Consider the following 22,394-nt stretch of genomic DNA (forward strand, 5'->3'; position numbering starts at 1 on the left):
TGTGTACAATTCATCTGAAGTCCTCCTTGGCATGATGGTAGGTATTGTTTGGCACCCCTGCATCATACCAAGAGGGCTTTTTTTGATCAAGTCCCCGGAAAAGCTCCTAACGGGAATGCTCCTTTGTTAAAACCAATAAGTGATGGTATCTAGCATGCCCAGCAATACCATCACAATTCCAGCGAGTTGCTGAGTGAGCTTCCCTACCCGTCTTCCCTTTTTCATAACAGTCCCGCTCAATCCTAAGTACCAAAGGATGAGAATGAAGAAAATAACCGGTACAGAAGTTCCGACCGCAAAGACGCTCGGCAACAACACTCCGTAAGACGTTGAGTATGCGAGAGGCATTAGCGTCACAAAAAAGAGAACAAACATCGTTGGACAAAAAGCCAACGAAAAGCCGAATCCCATGAAAAACGAACCGATTTTTCCTTTTGCCCATCTCTCTGGCACTCTGAACAACGTGACATTCCAATACATGTTAAAAACCCCTAATAAATACAAGCCTGTAAGAACAAGAATCGGGCCAATGAGCTTCCTTAACCATGGGAAATACAATGTTAGCGTACTTTGAATCTCCTTCCCCATCAGCCAAACGATCAAGCCTAACCCGGAAAAAGCGATGATCTTCCCGAAAATAAATAAAAATAGTTCTTTCCAGGCGATCTCCCTTTGCAAGGATTGGTTGCTATACAATGTGATTGCGCCTAAGTTGCTAGTCAGTTGGCACGGAGCCATCGCTCCGACTATGCCAAGAAGAAACGCTGACAAAACGGGAAACGCTGTTGTGCTGTTGGCCATGGTAAGAAACGGCTGGCTTAGCAAGTTGCTGATTTGGCTTAGGAATGAGTACACCCTTCTCTCACCCTCTTCATCCGTTATTCAATATTGTAGCAGCAAATTTTGCAAAAATGATGGAGCGATATATTGGGGCAAACAAAAAGACATGCGCCCGCATGTCCCTATATTTCCCCTTCCGATGCTAGTTTTGTCCAACTCTCACCATTATTTTTCGTCATAAAAATATCCCCGTTCATCGTAACGATCACTATTTCTTTGTCATTTGCTGGATTAGAAGCGATATATATGATATGGTCTTTTTCCTTCAACCTAGGCACAGAAAGAACTTCTTCTCGTTTTGTGTCTATTGATTGTTTAACGAGGATAGGCTGATCGTCCTCTACAGCCGCAAATACAATGAATTTTTCTTGGAACGCAAACGTCGTCGTATTGATTTTTCGGGTGAACCGTTCAAACGTATTCCCGTTATCCCTTGAAATGAAAACCCCCTCGGCTGTACTAATCCCGACTATATTTTCATCCGTTGGGTGAGCCGCAATCGTTCCCGCTGCCGTTTGCGGCAGGCCGTTCAATTGACTTGGCGACCACGTTTTACCGTCGTCTTTGCTGTAAAATACTCCTCGTCCAAGCGTCTCGTTTTCTTCTTGATTCACCACATAGATGGTATGGCTTTTATAACCGACCGTCATATAATGGAAATCGGATTCTTGATAAAATCCTAAATTCATTAATGTTTGTCCATTATCAAAACTTTTCACAAGACCAAGTGGATTTCCCAACGACGAACCTTCTTCCGGATGCCCTGATGAATAAAAGCCATCGTCTGTAGCCGAAAAACCCATATAATCATGTTTATTGGAAATCGTTTCATACCATTTATTGTTTCGGTAAACGAGCAGCCCTTCATGAGTGGCAAAGTAAACCGCATTTTGATTGCCTGCATAACCAACTCCATGCAAATGTTCGATTTTCCCTTCCTTTTTTTCCTTAAAGAAAGGATTATTGGTAACGGATACATTCGATTTTGCCTGCTCTTTGCTCGTGATAAACGCCTGCTCTTTTTCGTTGGACGATGAACAGGCGCCTAGAAGAAAAAGAGCAGATGCCATGATGATGGCTTTTTTCATTTTTGTCATGGATGCTCATTCCCCTTTATACATGGTGTAAACCGTTGCATATTTTTATATTTTACCGGATAAATTTGCAGAATGTATGGATTTCAATAACCTGTAACGATTTGAAGATATTTTATCGCCATTGTGAAATTAATCACAGCAACCTCCTCCGTTTGCCCATATCATGTCGGTAGACTCAACCTAAAGCAAAAGGAGGAAACCGCTCATGCGCAAAACTGCGATTGTATGGTTATCGTTATTGGCGATGTTGGCGTTTGTTCTCGGAGGGTGCACCAATTCCCCTCAAGACAAAGCCGAACCAAAGAAAAACGGGCAGCCAGCCGCCTCTGAACAAACACAAGAAACGAACAAATTCTACTTTACCGCCAACGAAGGCGGAAGCATTTCCAAAGTTGATGCCGAAACAAACAAAGTAGTCGGAACGATCGAAGTCGACGGCGCTGTCCACAACGTCCAAGTTTCCCCTGATGGAGCTATTCTCGGCGCTACGCTAGTTCCGGCCATGCACCACGGACATGACCAGTCGATGGATATGAAAGGAATGGCATTGTTTTATGATACGAAAACGAATAAATTAATCAAAAAAGTGGAAGTCGGACACCATCCCGCCCACATTGTGTTTACTGAAAACGGCAAATACGCCCTTGTGACCAATAATGAAGACAATAACGTTTCCGTTATTGATCTGGCGAACTACTCGGTCATTGCAACCATTCCGACCGGAAAAGGCCCGCACGGGTTTCGCATTTCCGACGACAGTCAATACGCATACGTCGCCAACATGGGGGAAGACAGCGTCAGTGTTCTCAACTTAACAACGATGAAAGAGGAAAAGAAATTCACCGTCGGATCCACTCCCGTCACCACCGGCATTACTTCGGACGGCAAAACGTTGGTCGTCACGTTGAATGCCGAAAATGCCTTGACCATTGTTGACGTAACCAGCGGAAAAGTCGAAAAAGTCCCTGTCGGGCAAGGGCCGGCCCAAGTGTACGTGTCCCCTGACGATGCGTTTGCGTATGTGGCGAATCAAGGGACGAAAGAGACGCCCTCCCATTCTGTAAGCAAGATAAACTTAAAAACGAAACAAGTCGTGGCCACGATTGAAACAGGAAACGGGGCGCACGGGGTCGTCACAAGTCCGGATGGCAAGTATGTTTTCGTGACGAATATGTTCGACAACACCGTGAGCGTCATTGACCAAGAACAAAACAAAGCCATCCAAACGGTTCAAGTAGGCAAAATGCCCAACGGGATCAGCATCATGCCGTAAAGGAAAAAGCAGCAGGTTGGACGTTCCAGCCTGCTGCTTTTTCTGCGGCACAACGAATTTTCATTTTTCCCTTTTCCTCGGGCTCAATACGGCAATATACACATTGCCATCTTGAATATAAGCGTCAAATGTATCTAACGGTCTTGGCGGCGGCCCCCCTACATTGATGCCATATTCGTCATATTGCCCCGCGTGGCACGGACATAAAAAGCGGGTGCCTGTTTTCTGCATGTTCTCCTCAGCATCTCCGACGGTGCACCCTAGATGGGTGCAAATCGGGGACATAATGAGCAAAGAACCGTCTTGATTTTTGTTAATGTACACAAACCCTTCCCGCTCCTGTTCGGTCCATGCATCTTTTATGGTGATTTTATACGGCACCTTTTTCGGAAATTCCCCTTTTTCTAATTCGCTTAGAGGACCGAGATTAGCCATTGAACTTGTATTGACCTTTTTCTGATCGTTGCTGCAGGCAGCCAGTCCTGCAGGCAATACCGAAACAGCCAGCAGTCCAGCCGCCCCCTTTAACGATCTGCTAAGAAATTCCCGTCGATTCAACATCAGATTTCCCCTCCTTGCCGTCTTGAATATAGGAGAGCTGCAAATAGGAAACGAATTGATTATCGTTTATCGCGCAATGCAAATTTTACTGCCCAATACACGACCAATCCAATGGCAAGCAAATTCAGAAGCCAGCCGAGAATGCCAAGGCCCATCATCCCCCAACCGCTCATCATCCCGCCCATCATCCTCATCACCCCCTGCATGATCGAAAAATCATTCCCGTCTATCGCTAGTCATTTCTGTCATCTTTTAAAACTAATTAGAACGCCAAATCCCTTTTTCCTTACCTTTACCATGTACCAATACTCTTATCCACACTTAATGCAGTTCAAAATCGGTTCACCACGTTTTCACCATCTTCCCCTTTTGCTTTACTTTTAGAATAGAGAAAAAGTGTGGAGAAAATATTGATAAAAACCTGCAAATATTTGTCAATGTTTTCACAAATACTCCGCCCTCTTTTCGTCGCCGCATCTTCTATTAGTCAAAACAAATGCCGAGAAAGTCTCGGCAGCCATCATCTTATGAAACTTTCACAAATCCAACCATCAGTGAGGGGCTTCCCGTTTCAGGGGGATAAATGAGCATCAAGAAAAACGGCATTGCTGCCGTTTTCTCTTCTCTCGTCCAACCCCAGGCGCCCCCGTTGCGTCAAACAGAGCGGCTTGCCGCTGGCCCTAGTTGTCTAACGCCATTTGAAACACACATCATTGAACTTCAGCAGTCGGATCTTTCCATAGTGAGGTTACAAAACCTTTTTTTGTACTTCCAATAATACTTTTTCAACGGATGATTCGCGTTCCAAGGCTTATTTTCCCCAGTGTAATGGATGATCGCCGGTTTCAGTTTAGGGATGGGATCGTACAAATGGTATGTTTGAAAATTCCATTTTGGATCCAACGGCAGCCATTGGCCGTGAAGCACCGCATTGAGCGCATCTTGGTCGCAATACCGAATACGGTCCCGGTGCGTACGAATGAACTCGATCACCTTTTCTTTCACGTGATGCTCGCGCCACATTTTTAAATTGATCAAAAGGACACCTGCATTAAAATACTTGGCCTCCTCCGGCATCAACAAATCCGCGTTTCTTGACTGTTTTATCCAACGATCCTCGACTGCGCCTAATAAATGCCCGTTAATGTCTGTATGCCATAGCTCCGTAATGTCCTTTTTGACAACGATGTCACAATCCAAATAGAGCACTTTCTCCACCGTCTCATCGAACAAATCCGGAATGGAAATCCGGTAATACGTTTCCTCTGTCAAATAGGCAAATGTCACAAACTCGCTGTACACGGTTGAGTCAATGCGGTGAAACTGTATTGTTGCCTCATATTTTTTTGCTAGTTTCGCTAGCCGCGCTTGATGCTTTTCGCTTATATTGCTGTCAATGACATGGATATGGATAGGGATTTTCGATGTTTTATTTTTTAAGAGCGAATATACCATCACGGCAAGCGGTTCAGCGTAACGGTCGTTGGAAACGGTCACAATGTGGATGGCCTCGTTTCGTTCGGCTTGTGTACCGCTTTTTTTGCGGTTCTCTTCTTGTACCGGTTGAAACATGCTTTCGGCGCCGGAAAGGACTTGTTTCATTTTTTCCTTGTTTCCAACCGCTGCGTAATACTGTTCCCGAAGCAGTAAATTGCGCTCGCCGTTCGGGTTGTTTTCATAGCCGACGACCGGATGCCATAAGTGATAAATCGTGTGCTCAAGCCGTTTATAATGGCCGCACAACGTATTGACGGCGCTGCTGAACGCATCATCCTCCCCTCCCCATCCGGAAAACCGCTCATCAAATCCGCCGACCGCCAAAAAGTGCTCGCGGGGGATGACATTGAATCCGCCGACATAAGTGAACGGCGACGTATGAATGATGTCAAAGTCCGCCACTTCAACCGGCCACATCGGGGGCGCACTTACGAGATGTTTTGAGTTTTCCTCGGAGATTCTGACGATTTTTCGGAAAGGGATGACCCACGGCGCATCTTGCAGATGCCGAATGGCCTCCTTCATCACTTCGGGATCGCAAAAAATATCGCCATCGACGATTACGAAGATGTCTCGGGTCGCCTGTTTGGCCGCCAAATTAATCGCCCGTGCCCGGTTAAACGGCTCATCGGTCGAGACTCCGACGCAAATTTCCGCTTCAGGAACCATCGTTTCGTAAAAAGTTTTAATCCAATTGAAATTGACGTCCCGAATCCCATTATCAGGTTTGTACGGGATGAGAATCGATACACGCTCAAACAATTGCACCGACCTCCCTATAGAAATATTGATGTATCAACGCTTCACAGTCTCTCCTTAACGGTCAGCATCAAAGCGCTTATGCCGATGGGAGCGGTTTTTCCCATAACGATTTTTTTAAGTATTTCAAATACTCTTTCGTGAACGGGCTTTTGGAATTCCACGGTTTTTCGGGGCCAGTAAAGTGGAGGATCGCTGCTTTTTTGGGCGAGAACTTTCGGCAATGGGCGGCGGTAAAGTTCCATTTATCATCAAGGCGGAGCCAGCGATTGTAAAGGACGGCGTTTAACGCATCTTGATCCATCAACGCCAGTTTATCCGGATTGGACTTGATAAATTGGATCAGTTCAGCGGAAATGTTTTTCTCGCGCCATCGTTTGAGGTTTATCAACAACAAGCCGGAATTAAAATAATGCGCATCTGGCGGCAGCGACAGACGGGCCATGCGAATTTCCCGATCCCGTTTGGTGACGACCCGCGATTCGTCTACTGCGGCTAGATCGTACCCATCAATATTCGTTTCCCACAATTCCGAGATGTCGGTTTTCACCATCATATCACAGTCCAAGTACAGCGCCTTGTCGATCTCTTCGCTTAACAAGTCCGGGATCATAATCCGATAGTACGCCTCTTTGCTAATGTACTTTTGCCCTCCCGATCCCGGCGCAACGTCTTTAAACAGCCCAACATCCACCTTCAGAAAAGTCACGGGCGCTTGGAACTTTCCGGCTGTCCTTTCTAGCTTTCTCATGCTAATCGCAGAAAGGTCTCCGTAAAGAATATAAATATGGATCGGGTAGTCCGGTTTTTTATGCGTTAATAGCGATGTGAGCATCACGGCCAAAGGTTGTGCATAATGGTCATTTGTCGCAGCTACAATCACCAAAATGACCCACTCCTTTTTTCCTATCCCCTGTTGTATTGTATGTGTGGCGAAATAGCCTTGCCTGTACAGTCGTCCATTTTTCAGGCAGTATCATGCATTCGGCAGGCGCGGCTCGGGCTAGAAGCGGACGGTGTGAATAACAGGCAGATTTCACAAAACAAGAAACTGGCAAAAAAAAAGCCGTCTGCCCTTCAGTCACATATAAGGTGTGGAAGTACAAATCGGGTTAATGTTTATCGATCGCAGTAAAAAAAGGTGTCTCGTTGTTTTTGAGACACCCTCCTGTTCTGCACGAGCAGCCTGCCGCATCAGCGCCCGACCCATTCGATAAACCGCCCGATCACTTGATCCAAAAATTCCACCGTCGCGGCATCAACGAGATTGCCCGCTTCATCGAATTTTTGGCTGGCGACATTCACCAGCACTTCGTTCCCGGCCGGCGGCAACACTTTCGCCGCCAGCCCCGGGCTTTGCAAGATCTGACGCAAATGAAGCTGGGCCCGGATCGTTCCCATCATCCCTGTTGACACCCCGGCGATCATCACAGGTTTATTGACCAACACTTTGTCCACACGCGACAGCCAGTCCAGCGCATTTTTCAGCACGCCGGGAACAGACCAGTTGTACTCCGGTGTTACGATCAATATACCGTCCGCATCCGCCACTTGCCGCTTGAACGCCGCCACGACAGCCGGCGGGTTGAGTTCATCATCTTGATTGTAATGTGGCAAAGCGCCGATATCGGCAATGTCCAATTGGAATTTGTCTTTGTACCGCCCCTTGATCCACTCTGCCAGTTTCCGGTTATACGATTCTTTCCGCAAGCTGCCGACAAGGGCAACTATGTTCATTGTTTGTCCCTCCTCTAAATCGGATTGATGGTTGATTTCACCGATAGCGCACTCGTTTATTCCTTTACCACCCGTTCCGTTGCATGTTCCACGGAACGATGCACCGTCTCCATTACAATTGTTCCCCATTCGTTGCGATGACGTTTTAATACCGGTAAAAATCGATCGCTTCGTGGTTCGGGTATGTATACTTCTCTTTATTAATGACCAACTGCACCCCTTTTTCCTTAAGCAGTTGTGGCCGCATCTTTCCTCCCGGAAGCACATCGGCAATGCTTACCCCTTTGTTGCCTTCGCCAAATCCTCCTTCGAACTGGTTGGCCGCCGTCGCCCCTCCCCATAAAAAGCCTTCAGGAAAGCCTTTGTGCATCTAATCCATGGCCCACTCCTCCTACCGGAAACAGAATTGCAGAGGGAAGGGAACATACAGTGTCCGTCCCCTCTCCACTAGCTTACCACAGTTTGGTGAAAAGATTGACCGCTAATGCTCCTTGGCCGCCGTTTATATGGACAAAAACAGCGGCCGCCATCCACGCTATAGACAAAAAACCACCCTTACAAAGGGTGGTTCACATTTGAAGAAACACGGATCGTTTGCCTTTTCGTCAACTCTTCATCGATGGTTAACAGCTCTTTTTTCTCCCAACTGACGAAGCGGTCTTCCCATAGCACATGGCACGAATGGTCATTGACTTCCAGCACGATTCCTCTGGCCCCATCGCAGGCGAAGACGACGCAATCCCCGATGTGGAACATAACGATCATCCTAACCGAAAGACGATCCCGTGACCGCCCCTCGGATACTCCCAGCGAATATTTCCGTACGGACAGCCGATGCGGCAGCTGCCGCATTCATGACACCCTTCATATCCGACATGCATCCGCGTTCCCTCCCATTTATACACGGCCGCTGGGCAGAAAATCGTGCAAATTTTGTCCGGGCATTTCGTCAGGCAAATATCGTGGTCAAGGACGTGAAGATGCGACCTCGTATCGGCATTAAAGCGGACTAAATACTGCTTTTCCTCAATCGTTGGCATATTCCCCATTACTTCATCACCTCCCAAACCTTCATCACATCCCGCGCCAGTTTCAGCTTCTCTTTCACCGAGCCAAGATCACGCCAAATGGTTTTCTGCTTCTCCCACTTTGAAGAGCCATCGACCGTAAACAGTTGGCTCGCCGCCCGGTTGAGCAGCGGAATGTACCGCTCAAAATATTGCGGGAACGAATCAAAATGGTGGGTCGCGTCTTTATACTTTTTCAAATCTTGGACGATAAAGCTTTCCATCAGCTTCAACCGATAGTGGTCAAGCATGCTTTCGGAAAAATCGTTGTATGTTTTCGCCATAATGATCGTTTCCGCGGCCAGGCGCCCGGATGTCATGGCCATATTCGATCCTTCACGGTGAATGGCATTGACCAACTGGGCGGCGTCCCCAACGACAAGCACGCCGTCACCGACGACTTTCGGCATCGAATGGTAGCCGCCTTCCGGGATCAAATGCGCCAAATACTCGACCGGTTCGCTTCCTTGGAGATACGGGCGGATCATCGGATGGTTTTTGACATACTCAAGCAGCTCATACGGTTTGATTTTATGTTTGATCAGCCCGGAAAGGAGCGTGCCGACGCCGATGCTTAAGGTGTCTTTATTGGTGTATAAAAATCCCGTTCCTAATATGCCTTTTGTCGCATCGCCGAGCAGCTCGATCGTGCATCCTTGCTCCGGCTCAAGGTTAAACCGTTCTTCGATCACTTTTTTATCGAGCTTGACAATTTCCATCACTGCGAGCGCGACTTCATCGGGCCGCCATTCGCGGTGAAACCCGAGCTGTTTCGCCAACAACGAGTTCACGCCGTCCGCCAGCACGACGACATCGGCATACACCTCGCCATCCGGCCGGTCCGTGCGGACGCCGATGACACGGCCGTTTTCCACGATGCATTCCAGCGCCACCGTTTCACAAACGAGCAACGCCCCTTGCTCGACCGCCTTCTCGGCAAACCATTGGTCAAATTTCGCCCGCAACACGGTGAAGTTGTTATACGGCTCGCGCCCCCATTCCAATCCTTTATAACTGAACGTCACCGCCGACTCTTTATCCATCAACATAAACCGCTGCTCAACGATCGGCCGCTCGAGCGGGGCCTCTTTATAAAACTCCGGAATGATGTCTTCCATCATTTTTCGATAAAGCACGCCGCCCATCACGTTTTTCGCCCCGGGGTATTCCCCGCGCTCTAAGAGCAGCACATTCACCCCGGCTTTGGCGAGTTCATAGGCGCACGCCGTTCCGGCCGGCCCCGCTCCAACGACAATACAATCAAACTTTTCAGGCATGGCGGACCCCCTCCTTCACATCAACGGATGCTCTTCGTTTTGGCATCTCTTCTTTCAGCCGTTCGATTAGCAGCGGCACAATCTCCAACGCATCGCCGACAATGCCGTAATGGCACGACTGGAAAATCGGCGCGTTCGGGTCTTTATTAATGGCGATGATCAGCTCGGAATTTTGCATGCCGACGATATGTTGAATCGCACCGGAAATGCCGATGGCGAAATAAATTTTCGGCGTCACCGTCACCCCGGTTTGCCCGACTTGGTGATCATGGCTGATCCATCCGGCTTCGACGGCATCGCGGCTCGCGCCGACCGCAGCGCCGAGGACATTCGCCAGCTCATGGATGAGCTGGAATCCTTCTTTGCTGCCCATTCCTTTGCCGCCGGCTACGATGATTTCCGCTTCATCGATACGCGCTTTTTTCACCGTTTCCCGAACGACTTCAAGCACTTTCGTCCGCATTTCTTCCTCATGCAGCTCGATCTGCTCTTCAACGATTCGGCCAGTCCGCTCCGGATCGGGACGAAGCGCCTTCATGACTTTCGGCCGAACCGTCGCCATTTGCGGACGGTACTTTTTGCACAAAATCGTCGCCATAATATTGCCGCCAAACGCCGGCCGGCTCGCCAGCAACAACCCGGTGTCCTCTTCAATATCCAAAATGGTCGTATCGGCCGTCAGTCCGGTCGGCAAATCAGTGGCAATGGCGCTCGCCAAGTCTTTCCCTGTCGGCGTCGCCCCATACAACAGCACTTCCGGTTTATACTTTTGACAACAGTCAAGCAAAGCGCGCATATACGGCTCGGTCCGGTAATGGGCAAAAATCGGGTCGTCGTATACATAAACGACATCCGCCCCATAGGCAAACAACGTCGGCGCGAGCGTTTTGACACCGCTTCCAATTAACACTCCGCCAAGCTCGGTGCCGCGCTTATCAGCGAGCGCCCGCCCAGCCCCAAGCAGCTCCAAGGAAACCGGAGCCACCGTTCCGTCTTTCACCTCAATGTAAACCCATATCCCTTGATAATCGCTTACGTTCATGGCCATATCCCCTCCCTATGAACAGAAACTATGAATAGACCCTACCTTGTCTTTCCCTAAGGCGCCTTTACGATGGGAACAGCTCTTTTTTCGCCAGCATGATGGAAAGCAGCTGTTCCACTTTTTCTTCCGCCGTTCCTTCAAGCATCTCGCCGCCTTTCGGTTTCGGCGGTGTCCATATTTTTGAAACAATCGTCGGGGAACCTTTTAATCCTAACTGTTTGCGGTCAACGTTTTCCAAATCATCGGCCGTCCAAATCGTCGGTTGATATCGTGCGGCTTTGATCATGTTCGGCAAAGGGGCAAAGGAGATATCGTTAATTTCTTTCTCGACGGTGAATAAACACGGCAATGTCGACTTCACGACTTCATAGCCATCTTCAAGCTTGCGGTGGACGATCGCGTACCCTTTTTCTTTGTTGATTTCCACCACTTTGTTGACGCCTGTAAGCGGGGGAATATTTAAACGGCGGGCGATGCCTGGCCCAACTTGGCCTGTATCACCGTCAATGGTCATTTTTCCGCAAATAACCAAGTCAATCGGTTGCTTTCTTGCCATCTTTTCCAACGCTTTCGCCAGCGCATAACTCGTCGCCAGCGTATCCGCCCCGGCGAACGCACGGTCGGAAATCATATATCCTTCATCAGCGCCAAGCTCAATGCACTTGCGGATCGCCTTCACCGCTTGCGGCGGGCCCATCGTCAGCACGGAAACAACGCCGCCGTACTTCTTTTTCAAGCGAACGGCTTCCTCGACCGCATGCGCATCATACGGGTTTAAAATCGCCGGAGCACTGGCGCGGTCGATCGTATTCGTCTTCGGATTGATCTTGGCGACCTTCGTATCCGGCACTTGCTTAATGCAAGCAACGATATGAAGCATACCTTCCCCTCCCAAATAAATTCTCTTTCTTTATAAATATTCTATCGCAATTATGAAATTTCTTGAAGTTTTCGACAGAAAATTTTCTATTTTGTTCAAAAACTTCTAATCCTGTCTGATAGAAACAAGCATTCCTATTATATAGATAATAAAAATGATATTAATATTGTTTTAACACTCAACTAACGCGATCCAACCAAAGATAAAACACTTTTTCAAAAAAATATACTCAATCACTCGCCGCCAGTGAACAAAACGAACGGCCGCTCCCTCCATATGGAAAGAAGCAGCCGTTCAAGGGGGAGTTCGCACCCGTTTCAAGAACATCCCGACGGTCATTTATGCGCCGCAGCCGGACGGTGCGGATGATTCGGGCGATGCATGCTTCCCATCCGCTCACGGAGATACGGCAATACCCAACGGTCCAAACCGTAGCGGCCCGCGTTCGCCCCGGCGACGAGAATGAACACCGTCAGCAGCACCATTTGCGGGTTCGTGCTCGTCGTGCCTGAAAACATAAAGGCGAAGTTCATCACCGCTCCCATGAGGGCGGCAAATGTCGTAAACAACCCGAGAATGAGTGCTAATCCAACGAGAAATTCGCCCCATGGCACGAGGAAGTTAAACAACCCGACGTTCGGCAGCGCCACATTTTCGATAAACGCCGCCCACCAGCTTTGCACGGCCGGGTGTTCGCCGGTCGCCTTCGCCAACGCTCCTTTCAAAAACCCGGTCGCATCAAAGCCATGCGTAATTTTCCCCCATCCTCCCATGAGCCATTCATACCCTAAATACAAGCGGAGGACGACCATCAACGCCGACGCCGTAACATGTTCGCGCAACCATTTGACCACCATTGCCCTTTCCCCTTTCGTTTTAAAAGATGTTCCTTACACTTTTATCATACTCCTTTTCCGAGCGGATGAAATAAGTTTGTTCACCATTTCACAATACGTTCAAAAAGTTATGGCCAAATGGTGAAAAGGCATGTGCGGCGGCAACGATATGAAGGGAAATGAAGCGAAAAAGAGGGACGTCCTTGCGAAAAAGCGATTTGTCGATTTCCCATAAGGTTGGAGAAGAACCCCGCTTTCCTTGCATCGTGGACTTCGAGTGGAGGGGCGGCAGCGCATCTTCTGTCCCGTCACTCCTGGCTGAGACTAACGAAGACAAGCCTATAGCTTGCCTTCGCCAAGCCTTCGTGTGACAGCCGAACACCGCCTCTTCCTAGGCGTATGTTAATCAAGGCAACGTTTTTCGATTTCGTCTCACTTACCGCGACTGTACAATCACCCCCGCAAAATCTCCTTGCAACACAACCTTTTCCTGTTGGTTTGTGCAGACAAACGATGCCGCAATCGCGATGCGGCCGTTTTCTTGCCGCTCGTATTTCCCGATCGTCACATCGCAACGGATCGTATCGCCCGTAAACACAGGCCGCAAAAACTCAAAATTCATCGTGCGGGCCAAGACATTGTAATCCCCACCCACCTTCGTCGGCAGCGTCGCCGTCAACAACCCTTGCACGACAAGCCGCCCTTGTTCATCCGGCGTGACATGGTGAACTCCCCTGTCGCCCGAAACCGCTGTAAACTGCCGAACATCCTCAACCGTAAACGTCCGCTCAAACGTAATGACATCTCCCGCCTTTAAGGACATCAACCTCTCCCCCTTGTGGTTATACCATTTCATCTTATAATCAGAATATTATAACAGAGTGGAAGGAGATTCAACGATGGCGGGACTTTTCGCTTTACTAGGTTGCATTTAACAAGGAAGTAGATACGACAATGGCGATCTAAAAGCAGTCCGCTCTCTTCCGGGGTTATGTTGCACTTTTTTCGTTCATACTATAATATACCACACCATTTTCACTTTACTTTCATTTTATTTGAACTTCATTTGAACTTTATTCTGAATCTTAGTAGAATGGAGGTGAGGAGGTGACATACATGACAACAGTAGCCGATAGGGAAAAAGCAGAGCGTTGGGTGCGACATCAAATTCAACAAATCAAAAACACTGCGCACCAGCACAAAGCAGAGGAGTTAGCCTCTTTTTTGAAATACTTAACGAACTTAATCGGGCGGATAGAACCACAAAAAACCGCAAAACTCTCTCCAGCGCTCGAACAATCACAAAGTCTAGAAGAACTTACTTCTTGGTTTGAACAGCTATGCGAATTTATGCTTGAAGCAGGAGAAAGTCATACGTTACCAAAAATGTACAAAACAAGTGAAGTGGCCAAATTCATGGGAGTAACAGTCGCGACTGTGAACAATTGGATCAAAGAGGGGCGAATTAAGGGCGTCATCAAAGAAGGAAAACACGCACACGCGAAAATCCCGGAAACAGCCATGTATAGGACATCATCGAATGAAGTCATGACAATCAAAGAAATCGCTAACCTCTATCAACAAGAACAAAAGCAGCGCTTGGTGCAAACGGCAGAACATGATGAGCTATTGGAAACCATTCGGTTTTTCTCGCAAAAATATGGCGGTACTTACGTTGAAACGCTGGTCAAAAAGGATGTGTTAACCCCACAGGAAGAGCGGGATGCATCGGAGTGGAAATATGCGTTGAAAAAGGCTGGTTTACTCAATGAGTAGAAGGCGGAGCCCATCTTCACGGGAACAGAGACAGGCAAAACTAAGAACCGGATCACAAACGAACAATTCCATTCCCACCACCTCCTGCCAACCAGCCAACGTTTTTTCTTTTCTGGAACGCGACTTTGCTGAAATTATCTTTGAAATTCGCGACGGCGGTGCAGACGGCCGTCTTTCAACAAAGAACTGTGCCAGAAAAACGATAATCTTTCGCAATGAGACGAAATTACATGTGACAGAATACGTGACCCCGGACGGCTGGATTGATTACTATTACTACGACTGGGTCACGCCGGAAGGGAAAACGATTCTGAAATGGCACTCAGAGCCCCATGACACGGACAAGCGATACCAAACCGTGACTGAGCCATACCATATTCATCTTCCCTCCTCCGAGATTTTGCACAACATGTATCGTCTATCAAACTTTGAACACCAAACGTTAAGAAGCATTATTGAATTCATTTTGTTGTTTGATAAAATCATGTCTTCTTTTCATGGATATTTTCCTTATCGCCAAAAGAAAAGCTAATTCTTCGCCCGGACTTAATCCAAGTTCGACAGCGGCGAGACAAACGAATGCCTCTCAATCCTTGCCGCAAAAAGGATGAGAGGCATTTTGGCAAACTTCAGGCTTGTATCTAGGCGCAATGGGGATCTAAGGTCTCCGAAAAAGATTCGATCCCTAGAACCCCCGAAAAGCTGCACCTGTTTGGCTATCAGTTTGATTGTCCGATCACCGAAATCCTTCTGCGTGTTTCCACCATCTCCCGCAGTTCTTCAATAGACAAGTTCCCCCGATGCAACATGGCGTGACAATTCGGGCAGACCGGGCGCAAGTCATCAAACGGGTTCACCGTATATTGCTCGCCGATCTCGCTTAATGGAATGAGATGATGAACTTCGATGAATCCTTTGCCGATTTCTCCGTAAACTTCTTCAAAATCAAATTGGCAGACGGAACAACGGTAGCCGTGCCTTTGCAGACAAAGCCTCCGCGCTCTTGCATTTCGCTCATAGCGATTAACGGCAACCAGCTTTTTGCCCCCTTCACGCAACGGAATGTCCTCAAGCTCGCTCGGCAACAACGCCCCCTCTTCATGACGATCCATTTCTTGCTGCTCGTACCGCCGCACCGCCTCACGCAATTCAGGGCGCAATTGCCAAGTGTACCTGCCAGGATGTTCCTCACCTAAAAATGGAATGTTCCACCATCTGACTTTCCCTTCCCTTTCCATCGGAAACTGAACGTCAGGGTATTTTCGAACAATACGGTTTCCCAATCTTCCTACTTGAGCGTTTAAAGGAGAATGGCTCACTTTGTTTAAAAAACGTGCTAACTCTTTCCCCGATGCACGGCAATCAGGAAAATAATATAAAGTTCGAATCAGCTCCACATCTTCTCCATGAAAAACACTCGGATCATTTAACATGGCCAGCCATTGATCAGCCGATATCGCCAGCGGCTCGTCATAAATTTTCATCGTCATCCCCCACAACGCAATCATGATTGGATCAAGCGAACAGCATCACCGCTGTCCGCCTGATGAACACAATACTTCTTTTAACAACTCGACCGCGTGTTCGTCGTTGGGATCATTTGTGCCAAGTTCCCCGCGGAAGGCTTTGTGGAGAATGGATTGTTTCAATAAATCAAGTTTTTCTTCCACGGCCAAAACGAGTTGTTTTTCATTCTCCAATTTCTCTAATAAGCTGTCGAGTTTCTCGGCGATGCGTTTTTGTTCCGAAACAGGAGGCAGGGGAACGATAAGCTCTCCGATAATCCGAGCATTGGCTCCCGGTTGAGCGATTCCCTTTTTTACAATAGTGATCTGCTTCCAATACATTGAGCTTTTTAAATAATTCCATAGGTAGTATGGGTTCAAATTATCATTCGTCGTCAATCGAATTAAATAAGAAGCAAAAACAGAACAAAATGGCACGTCATTAATCAAAAAACTTTTTCCAGTAGTTGCTCCTGTTCTTGCAATAACGATATCTCCTTTATTCAGTTGATATTTCCCTAGTAGTTTCTTGTCTATTTTACAGTATGGGACTGCTTCCCAATCAACATTGTCATTTTGTATATCCGTTATACGCAGATACTTCGGTCCTTCCGCCAAAATCGACGATGCTGCTGTGTATCCATATTGCAATCTTCTCAAACATGATTTTAGCTTGGTCCACGTCCAATTCCCCGGCACCTCATAAGGCCATTGTTCTTTTGGAATAACGTCTTTTTCACTTAGATCGTCAGACATTGCTAATATACTTTTCTCGCTCGGGTCATTTGTCCCTAGCTGTCCCCGAAACGCCTTGTCCAAAACCGCCGCCCGTCTTCGCTCAATCGACTCCTTCACTTCCTCAATCAACCGCTTCGCCTCGTCAATTTTCGCAAACAGCCGCTCGATTTTGTCGGTGATGCGTTTTTGTTCGTTTAACGGTGACAGTGGAAACGGAAGGTTTGACATAGCTTTAGGGGAAATCCTAGGTAAATTTATTCCATTGCTATTTTCGTTCGCATATTTTATTACGTATGGTAACCCAAGAAAAATGTCTAGGAGTTTATTTAATACTAAGTATCGGCTTCGGAATACAATAATATCTGTCGAAGCTACCCCTTCAAAATCCACAACTGTATGTTTGTTGAGGTAGGGACGTAACTTACCATACAATACGTCCCCTTTTTTAAATACAACTTTTTTACTTTTTAACCCTTGTGTATCACCTACTTCAACGATGCCACCTCCACTGAGTAAATGTTCTAAACCGATATATTTTTCTGCCCCAGTTGGCTGAATTTGTTCTTTTTCCTGTTCAAATATAGCTCCCAACCTCACCCACACCCAATTCCCCGGTACTTCGTACGGCTGTTCGTCTTTTGGCACGAGTGCTTCTTCGAGCAGTTGTTCGATGGATGGTCGTTTCGCCTTGCTCATCGTTCCCACACTCCGGATTGTTCAGCGACTTTGAGCGTTTCGTTTTTCGTAGGTTCGTAGCGGGGCGAGTGTTCGGCCGCTTTCAATTCAGCGATCACGTCTTGAAGCAGCGAGATGGCAAGCTCCAGCTTTTCCACCGCTTCTTCGGCGGAGTCGATCGGGTCGGGCAAATTGTCGTAGACGGACAGCGATTCGTCGGCGATCAATCCGATGTCGAGCGTGTCGCCTTTTTTGGCGATGTCGTCGCGGGTGAAGACGTTCCACCGTTCGTCGTTGACTTGGCGGCGGTCTTCTGCCGTGTAGGCTTCGATAAATCCTTCAAAATGTTCTTTCGTCAACGGATTCCGTTTACCGAAGGAAGGCATGTTCGTCCGCAAATCGTACACCCATACTTCTTTCGTATTGCCGACATCGGTTTTCCCGCGGGTGAAAAATAAGACGTTCGTCTTCACCCCTTGGGCGTAGAAAATGCCGGTCGGCAATCGTAAAATCGTATGGACGTTGCATTTGTCCATCAAGTCGCGACGAATGTCAGCGCCAACTCCGCCTTCAAACAATACGTTGTCAGGTACAACAACAGCGGCTCGTGCTTTTCCATTCGGTTTTAAAGCTCTGTAAATATGTTGCAAGAAATTCAGCTGTTTGTTTGATGTTGTAAAGGTAAAGTCTGTTCGTGTTGCCCGCTCGCCGCCTTTTTTCGTTCCAAACGGCGGATTCGTTAAAATCACATCATAATTTTTCAAACTCTCACCAAGTGATGAGAGGGTATCGCCTAACAAGATTTCTCCATGAATATCATGGAGCAACGCATTCATGACCGCTAAGCGATGCGTATCTCTGACAAGCTCCACTCCTGAGAAAGCTTTATATTTTTGGAACTCGATTTCTTCTTGTGACAAATCAAAATAATCATCCGTTTGCTCCCGAACATGACGGTCCGCCGCAATCATAAAACCGAACGTTCCAGCAGCCGGATCGTGACAACGTTCTCCCGGCTGTGGATTCACAAGTTCTACAATAACATCAATGAGGACGCGAGGCGTAAAATATTGCCCCGCTCCTGATTTGACTTCACTCGCGTTCTTTTCTAACAGTCCTTCGTACAAATCGCCTAAACCTTCTTGCTTCGCGTTGTACCAATCTAAGTTATTGATGGATTGAATAATTTTTTCTAGGTTCTTTGGTTCTCTAATATTCGATGTCGCGTCCGTATAAATTTGTTTTAATAATTCATTTCCCTCTTTTCCTAAATCAAGTAACAACTGTTGGTAATGCTCTTTTAGTTCAATCCCGTCTTTCTTCACTAATGAATCCCAACGATATTTTTCCGGAATGATATATTCTTGACCGGTCTCTTTCATCATTTTTAAGAACAACAAATACGTTAGCTCTGTCACATATTGATGATACGTAATGCCGTCATCACGAAGCACGTTACATAAATTCCATAGCTTTTGCACGATTTCTCTGTTGTTCATCTACGCTTGCTCCTTCTTAGAATAGTTGTATAAGTTGTAATTAATTTCCCGAATAATGTGAGGTAATTGTCCGTCGAAAATTTTATTTAATTGTTTAAAACCTCCGTGGCTTTTAAATGGCTCATATTCAAACGCTTTTTCCGGATCTGGATGAAGAACATATTCTTGCAGTAATTGCTTTTCAATGCGTTCGAGCCATTTCTTTTGCACCGGCGGCCATGCTTTCATTTGGTAAATTTTCCTCATGGCGTTTTTAATTCGGTCTTCATGGCTAATGAGCGGGTCACCTAGCGCTTGCTGGCGAATGAAGGCGATGACGTCCGCCGCGATGTCTTCGTTTTTCGCCTCCCGCCATGCCGCTTGCAGTTTTTTCTCGGAAAAGCCTTTTTGGTCCAATTCGAGCAGCAGCTGTTTCAATTCTTCTCTCGTTAACTCGGTTGGACGTTGACAAACAATCATTAAAGCTGGGATTTTGTTCATATTGTTGCGAATAAATTCACCGAACGATTGCAAGTAGTCATCTGGCTTTTCCGCATTTCCGTATCCGCGTTTAACGGCAATCAGCCGATCCTCATGTTGGGAAATATATTGCTTATTTTCCCGGTAGCGGTTTTCATCCATATAGCGGAACATCGATTTGTACTCTTTTAATTGTACAGGTAATTCATCCGGCTGCAAGGCTTTTACCCAATCGATAAACTCATCGACCGTTTTACCGCCGGACAGCACTTTAAAGTCTTGATGCTGCCGATCGGACCATTTTCGCTTTTTCCGCTGGATTTTGGCAATCATTTGTTCTTTTTGATATTGCAGATGTTCCGTTTTTTCTAGCCCCTCTAATTCTTCGACTAATTGCGTCAGCGAAATATTCGGGCGCGTCACGACCGGCTTCATGCTTGTGTATGGTTTTAAAGATTCGTAAATCCCAACCGCATCAAAAATTTTAAAGTGGTCTTTTTGGATGTCTTCGCATCTTCTCGTTGCGCGTCCTAACATTTGTTCGTACAGAATGCGCGAGCGAACACGCCGCAAGAAGACAAGATTCGTAATCGCCGGCACGTCCACACCCGTCGTCAGCAAATCAACCGTAACGACAATTGTTGGATATTTTTCGTTTTTAAAACGGCGGATCGCACCGGAAGGATCTTTAATCGAACCGGTAATTTTCATCACCGCGTTGTCTTCGACTTCACCGTATAGTGTTTCGAACTCTTCTTTTAAAAGGCGAACGACTAAGTCGGCGTGATCATCCGTAGCAGCAAAAATTAACGTTTTTCCTTCATCATCCGGAGAAATATATTTCGTCAATTCACGAATGATGACACGATTAAAGCTTTCCGTAATGACTTTTGTGTTAAACTGAGACACATCAATATTGACTTCGTCTTCTAAATATTCTTGGGAAATCGTTCCTGTCACCGTGTCATACACCTCGGCCGTTTCCCCTTTCGCCCACGTTATCCCTTCTTTTTTCAACACCGTTTCAAATTGGTACGGGGGTTCATGGTCGACTAAATAGCCATCCACTACCGCTTCCCGGTAAGAGTACGTGAAGACAGGCGGACCAAAGATCTCTGTCGTATGAAGTGCCGGCGTTGCCGTCAACCCGATGCGGACGGCATCAAAATAATCGAGCACTTTGCGGTATTTGCTGACATAGTCTTGATGATCCCTAAATTGCAGTTCCACCTCATCCATTTCTTTATCTAACGTATAGCCGCGATGGGCTTCGTCCACAATGATGCAGTCATATTGATCCACCGGCGGGATGTCTTCCGGGCGGTCGTTATAAAAAATTCGTTTTAGCATCCCTTGTACGGTAGCGATATGCACTTTCGTTTCGTCATCTGGTTTTTGATCGTACAACGATTGTAAGCTATAAATTTCGGTGAACGTATGGAAACTTTCCATCTTGCTTTCTTTAAAAGCACTTTCCGCTTGTTCCGCTAGCGCTTTTCGGTCAACAAGGAATAAAATTCGGTGAAACCGCTTTGCTTTGAGCAATCGGTAAATGAGGCCGATCGCCATTCGCGTTTTTCCTGTTCCGGTTGCCATTGCGATTAAAATGCTGCGTTTTTTCTCTTCCAGTGCTTTTTCAACGGCTTGAATGGCTTTCACTTGGTAAGGTCTTAATTTCAGATAACCAAATTTTTCACCACGCAAAAATTGTTCCGAACGTTCGATATCTTGCTCCAACAATTTTTTTAACCCGCGAGGAGTGTACCAACCTTGCAGCGGGCGTGGATGGTTCGTCGATTTTCGGGCATCTAAAAACCAAATGCCTGATTTTTGTTCGAGTTGTTTTAAATATGGCCGCCCATTTGTCGCAAAGAGAAATGGGACAAAGTAATCTCCCCACGGTTCATGGATCACTTCATCACCATGTCGAACGACTAATTTTGCATATTCTTTTGCTTGTTCAATGTCGGATGGAATATCTTTGCTGGCGCGTTTCGCCTCAATGATTCCCACTAGTTCAAGGCCAATAAATAGTGCGTAATCGGCGTAACCGCGTTTTAAAGGCCATTCCGCGATGGCCATGTTTCGTCCCTTTTCCGGACGAGCTCCTTTAGAAAACCGTAATTTTTCAGAGTCAGCCTCCCATCCAGCATCCCGTAACTGTTGGTCAATAAGAATACGGGTTTCTGCCTCTGTCAATTCAAAGTTAGCGACGGCGCGTTGAGAGAATTCACGTCGTTTTTGCTTTTCTTCACTGCTAATATATAGCTGTTCTTTCCGTATCTTTTCAAGCTCTGTTTTCAATTGAGCAAGCTTTTCTTCGTATGACTTGACGACATGATCCAACTCATCCGCTGATATAGATGCTTGTGGTGTCGGTTCAATATACTCTGGAGCTTGGAATGACCAATCGCCATACACTTCCATAAACCAAACGGCTATGCGGAACGCCATATGCAATAAAGCTTTTGCTTCGTTTACTTCTCCATAACCCGGATTATGTACCGCTTCATTCCCTTTCAACCGAATAACCGTAAATAAGTCATATATTTCTTTCGGGATAATTTGCTCGTAAAACAGAACTCTTAGACGTTCTTGCTGATCAGTTCCCCGTTCTTCCCGAATTTCTTCTAAAGCTAAAATATATTTTGTAATCGTTTCCGCAAATTTTCTCAACTCACTAATCGTCACGTTTGGATTTTGATATACATTCCGTTCCGCCGTTTCCCCAACACGGGCGAGAATTTCCCATTTTTCTTCTAAGAAACGAAAATTGTGTAACATATACACACCTCACCCATACATATTTCTCTGCGCACTCAGTCTAATACTTAATAAATATTTGCCAATACATTATTGCCTGAAAGAAATTA

The 22,394-nt window shown here is 46.8% G+C and carries 21 protein-coding genes and 1 pseudogene; 3 read left to right on the forward strand and 19 right to left on the reverse strand.

Annotation, left to right across the window (positions count from 1 at the left end; all coding sequences use genetic code 11):
- Nucleotides 1-126: 126 nt before the first annotated feature.
- Both ACTVDO_RS04110 and ACTVDO_RS04115 read right to left on the reverse strand, forming a co-directional pair.
- The gene (locus ACTVDO_RS04110; protein ID WP_020959036.1) at nucleotides 127-855 is read right to left on the reverse strand and encodes an urease accessory protein UreH domain-containing protein; all 729 of its coding nucleotides are present in this window, start codon (nucleotides 853-855) and stop codon (nucleotides 127-129) included.
- 107 nt (nucleotides 856-962) lie between these two features.
- Nucleotides 963-1,937 carry a F510_1955 family glycosylhydrolase gene (locus ACTVDO_RS04115; protein ID WP_442901109.1) on the reverse strand — a complete coding sequence of 325 codons (975 nt, stop codon included), beginning with the start codon at nucleotides 1,935-1,937 and terminating at the stop codon, nucleotides 963-965.
- Nucleotides 1,938-2,142: 205 nt separating this feature from the next.
- On the opposite strand from ACTVDO_RS04115, the gene ACTVDO_RS04120 reads away from it, so the two are divergent.
- Entirely contained in the window at nucleotides 2,143-3,210 is a 1,068-nt protein-coding gene (locus ACTVDO_RS04120) for a YVTN family beta-propeller repeat protein (RefSeq protein ID WP_442901110.1), read from the forward strand.
- A gap of 60 nt (nucleotides 3,211-3,270) precedes the next feature.
- On the opposite strand, the gene ACTVDO_RS04125 is transcribed toward ACTVDO_RS04120, so the two are convergent.
- The 13 genes and pseudogenes from ACTVDO_RS04125 to ACTVDO_RS04185 form a co-directional block, all read right to left on the reverse strand.
- Nucleotides 3,271-3,771, reverse strand: coding sequence for a QcrA and Rieske domain-containing protein (locus tag ACTVDO_RS04125; RefSeq protein WP_020959033.1), 501 nt, complete (start codon nucleotides 3,769-3,771; stop codon nucleotides 3,271-3,273).
- Between the two features lie 59 nt (nucleotides 3,772-3,830).
- The gene (locus tag ACTVDO_RS04130) at nucleotides 3,831-3,959 is read right to left on the reverse strand and encodes a hypothetical protein (protein WP_020959032.1); all 129 of its coding nucleotides are present in this window, start codon (nucleotides 3,957-3,959) and stop codon (nucleotides 3,831-3,833) included.
- 532 nt (nucleotides 3,960-4,491) lie between these two features.
- Nucleotides 4,492-6,030 (reverse strand): glycosyltransferase, encoded by a 1,539-nt coding sequence (locus tag ACTVDO_RS04135; RefSeq protein ID WP_442901111.1) that lies wholly within the window; start codon nucleotides 6,028-6,030, stop codon nucleotides 4,492-4,494.
- Between the two features lie 76 nt (nucleotides 6,031-6,106).
- Entirely contained in the window at nucleotides 6,107-6,910 is an 804-nt protein-coding gene (locus tag ACTVDO_RS04140) for a glycosyltransferase family 8 protein (RefSeq protein ID WP_442901188.1), read from the reverse strand.
- Between the two features lie 311 nt (nucleotides 6,911-7,221).
- The gene (locus ACTVDO_RS04145) at nucleotides 7,222-7,764 is read right to left on the reverse strand and encodes an NADPH-dependent FMN reductase (protein WP_442901112.1); all 543 of its coding nucleotides are present in this window, start codon (nucleotides 7,762-7,764) and stop codon (nucleotides 7,222-7,224) included.
- Nucleotides 7,765-7,918: 154 nt separating this feature from the next.
- Nucleotides 7,919-8,134 (reverse strand): annotated as a pseudogene (locus tag ACTVDO_RS04150) (family 1 glycosylhydrolase); the annotation flags it as partial.
- A gap of 185 nt (nucleotides 8,135-8,319) precedes the next feature.
- Nucleotides 8,320-8,520 (reverse strand): hypothetical protein, encoded by a 201-nt coding sequence (locus ACTVDO_RS04155; protein WP_020959026.1) that lies wholly within the window; start codon nucleotides 8,518-8,520, stop codon nucleotides 8,320-8,322.
- 5 nt (nucleotides 8,521-8,525) lie between these two features.
- Complete coding sequence (locus tag ACTVDO_RS04160) at nucleotides 8,526-8,813, reverse strand: ferredoxin family protein (protein WP_020959025.1); 288 nt, start codon at nucleotides 8,811-8,813, stop codon at nucleotides 8,526-8,528.
- The gene (locus ACTVDO_RS04165; RefSeq protein ID WP_020959024.1) at nucleotides 8,813-10,108 is read right to left on the reverse strand and encodes an FAD-dependent oxidoreductase; all 1,296 of its coding nucleotides are present in this window, start codon (nucleotides 10,106-10,108) and stop codon (nucleotides 8,813-8,815) included. The genes ACTVDO_RS04160 and ACTVDO_RS04165 overlap by 1 nt, the downstream gene beginning before the upstream one ends.
- Entirely contained in the window at nucleotides 10,101-11,150 is a 1,050-nt protein-coding gene (locus ACTVDO_RS04170; RefSeq protein WP_442901113.1) for an electron transfer flavoprotein subunit alpha/FixB family protein, read from the reverse strand. The genes ACTVDO_RS04165 and ACTVDO_RS04170 overlap by 8 nt, the downstream gene beginning before the upstream one ends.
- 67 nt (nucleotides 11,151-11,217) lie before the next feature.
- The gene (locus ACTVDO_RS04175) at nucleotides 11,218-12,033 is read right to left on the reverse strand and encodes an electron transfer flavoprotein subunit beta/FixA family protein (RefSeq protein WP_442901114.1); all 816 of its coding nucleotides are present in this window, start codon (nucleotides 12,031-12,033) and stop codon (nucleotides 11,218-11,220) included.
- 335 nt (nucleotides 12,034-12,368) lie between these two features.
- Nucleotides 12,369-12,890, reverse strand: coding sequence for a DoxX family protein (locus ACTVDO_RS04180; RefSeq protein ID WP_020959021.1), 522 nt, complete (start codon nucleotides 12,888-12,890; stop codon nucleotides 12,369-12,371).
- A 415-nt stretch (nucleotides 12,891-13,305) separates the two neighbouring features.
- Nucleotides 13,306-13,692, reverse strand: coding sequence for an enoyl-CoA hydratase (locus tag ACTVDO_RS04185; RefSeq protein WP_442901115.1), 387 nt, complete (start codon nucleotides 13,690-13,692; stop codon nucleotides 13,306-13,308).
- A 293-nt stretch (nucleotides 13,693-13,985) separates the two neighbouring features.
- On the opposite strand from ACTVDO_RS04185, the gene ACTVDO_RS04190 reads away from it, so the two are divergent.
- Complete coding sequence (locus tag ACTVDO_RS04190; protein ID WP_020959019.1) at nucleotides 13,986-14,645, forward strand: helix-turn-helix domain-containing protein; 660 nt, start codon at nucleotides 13,986-13,988, stop codon at nucleotides 14,643-14,645.
- Nucleotides 14,638-15,177 (forward strand): toxin-antitoxin system TumE family protein, encoded by a 540-nt coding sequence (locus tag ACTVDO_RS04195; protein WP_442901116.1) that lies wholly within the window; start codon nucleotides 14,638-14,640, stop codon nucleotides 15,175-15,177. The genes ACTVDO_RS04190 and ACTVDO_RS04195 overlap by 8 nt, the downstream gene beginning before the upstream one ends.
- Before the next feature lie 187 nt (nucleotides 15,178-15,364).
- On the opposite strand, the gene ACTVDO_RS04200 is transcribed toward ACTVDO_RS04195, so the two are convergent.
- From ACTVDO_RS04200 to hsdR, 4 genes are read right to left on the reverse strand one after another with little or no spacing between them, the layout of a single operon-like run.
- Nucleotides 15,365-16,129 carry an HNH endonuclease gene (locus tag ACTVDO_RS04200; RefSeq protein ID WP_020959016.1) on the reverse strand — a complete coding sequence of 255 codons (765 nt, stop codon included), beginning with the start codon at nucleotides 16,127-16,129 and terminating at the stop codon, nucleotides 15,365-15,367.
- 45 nt (nucleotides 16,130-16,174) lie between these two features.
- Complete coding sequence (locus ACTVDO_RS04205) at nucleotides 16,175-17,584, reverse strand: restriction endonuclease subunit S (RefSeq protein WP_020959015.1); 1,410 nt, start codon at nucleotides 17,582-17,584, stop codon at nucleotides 16,175-16,177.
- Nucleotides 17,581-19,062, reverse strand: coding sequence for a type I restriction-modification system subunit M (locus ACTVDO_RS04210; protein ID WP_442901117.1), 1,482 nt, complete (start codon nucleotides 19,060-19,062; stop codon nucleotides 17,581-17,583). Before ACTVDO_RS04210 ends, ACTVDO_RS04205 begins: the two co-directional genes overlap by 4 nt.
- The gene (gene hsdR / locus ACTVDO_RS04215) at nucleotides 19,063-22,305 is read right to left on the reverse strand and encodes a type I restriction-modification system endonuclease (protein ID WP_442901118.1); all 3,243 of its coding nucleotides are present in this window, start codon (nucleotides 22,303-22,305) and stop codon (nucleotides 19,063-19,065) included.
- Nucleotides 22,306-22,394 lie beyond the last annotated feature (89 nt).

Origin of the sequence: Geobacillus sp. BK01 (assembly GCF_052220245.1) — a bacterium.
Lineage (GTDB): Bacteria > Bacillota > Bacilli > Bacillales > Anoxybacillaceae > Geobacillus.

Bases quoted from the DNA above. Each gene is read 5' to 3' on its own strand.
- ACTVDO_RS04145 (WP_442901112.1), bottom strand. From the start codon at position 7,764: ATGAACATAGTTGCCCTTGTCGGCAGCTTGCGGAAAGAATCGTATAAC.
- ACTVDO_RS04175 (WP_442901114.1), bottom strand. From the start codon at position 12,033: ATGCTTCATATCGTTGCTTGCATTAAGCAAGTGCCGGATACGAAGGTC.
- ACTVDO_RS04130 (WP_020959032.1), bottom strand. From the start codon at position 3,959: ATGATGGGCGGGATGATGAGCGGTTGGGGGATGATGGGCCTTGGCATT.
- ACTVDO_RS04180 (WP_020959021.1), bottom strand. From the start codon at position 12,890: ATGGTGGTCAAATGGTTGCGCGAACATGTTACGGCGTCGGCGTTGATG.
- ACTVDO_RS04155 (WP_020959026.1), bottom strand. From the start codon at position 8,520: ATGTTCCACATCGGGGATTGCGTCGTCTTCGCCTGCGATGGGGCCAGA.
- ACTVDO_RS04200 (WP_020959016.1), bottom strand. From the start codon at position 16,129: ATGAAAATTTATGACGAGCCGCTGGCGATATCGGCTGATCAATGGCTG.
- ACTVDO_RS04160 (WP_020959025.1), bottom strand. From the start codon at position 8,813: ATGGGGAATATGCCAACGATTGAGGAAAAGCAGTATTTAGTCCGCTTT.
- ACTVDO_RS04190 (WP_020959019.1), top strand. From the start codon at position 13,986: ATGACAACAGTAGCCGATAGGGAAAAAGCAGAGCGTTGGGTGCGACAT.
- ACTVDO_RS04195 (WP_442901116.1), top strand. From the start codon at position 14,638: ATGAGTAGAAGGCGGAGCCCATCTTCACGGGAACAGAGACAGGCAAAA.
- ACTVDO_RS04170 (WP_442901113.1), bottom strand. From the start codon at position 11,150: ATGAACGTAAGCGATTATCAAGGGATATGGGTTTACATTGAGGTGAAA.
- ACTVDO_RS04165 (WP_020959024.1), bottom strand. From the start codon at position 10,108: ATGCCTGAAAAGTTTGATTGTATTGTCGTTGGAGCGGGGCCGGCCGGA.
- ACTVDO_RS04125 (WP_020959033.1), bottom strand. From the start codon at position 3,771: ATGTTGAATCGACGGGAATTTCTTAGCAGATCGTTAAAGGGGGCGGCT.
- ACTVDO_RS04205 (WP_020959015.1), bottom strand. From the start codon at position 17,584: ATGAGCAAGGCGAAACGACCATCCATCGAACAACTGCTCGAAGAAGCA.
- ACTVDO_RS04210 (WP_442901117.1), bottom strand. From the start codon at position 19,062: ATGAACAACAGAGAAATCGTGCAAAAGCTATGGAATTTATGTAACGTG.
- hsdR (WP_442901118.1), bottom strand. From the start codon at position 22,305: ATGTTACACAATTTTCGTTTCTTAGAAGAAAAATGGGAAATTCTCGCC.
- ACTVDO_RS04185 (WP_442901115.1), bottom strand. From the start codon at position 13,692: ATGTCCTTAAAGGCGGGAGATGTCATTACGTTTGAGCGGACGTTTACG.
- ACTVDO_RS04115 (WP_442901109.1), bottom strand. From the start codon at position 1,937: ATGACAAAAATGAAAAAAGCCATCATCATGGCATCTGCTCTTTTTCTT.
- ACTVDO_RS04120 (WP_442901110.1), top strand. From the start codon at position 2,143: ATGCGCAAAACTGCGATTGTATGGTTATCGTTATTGGCGATGTTGGCG.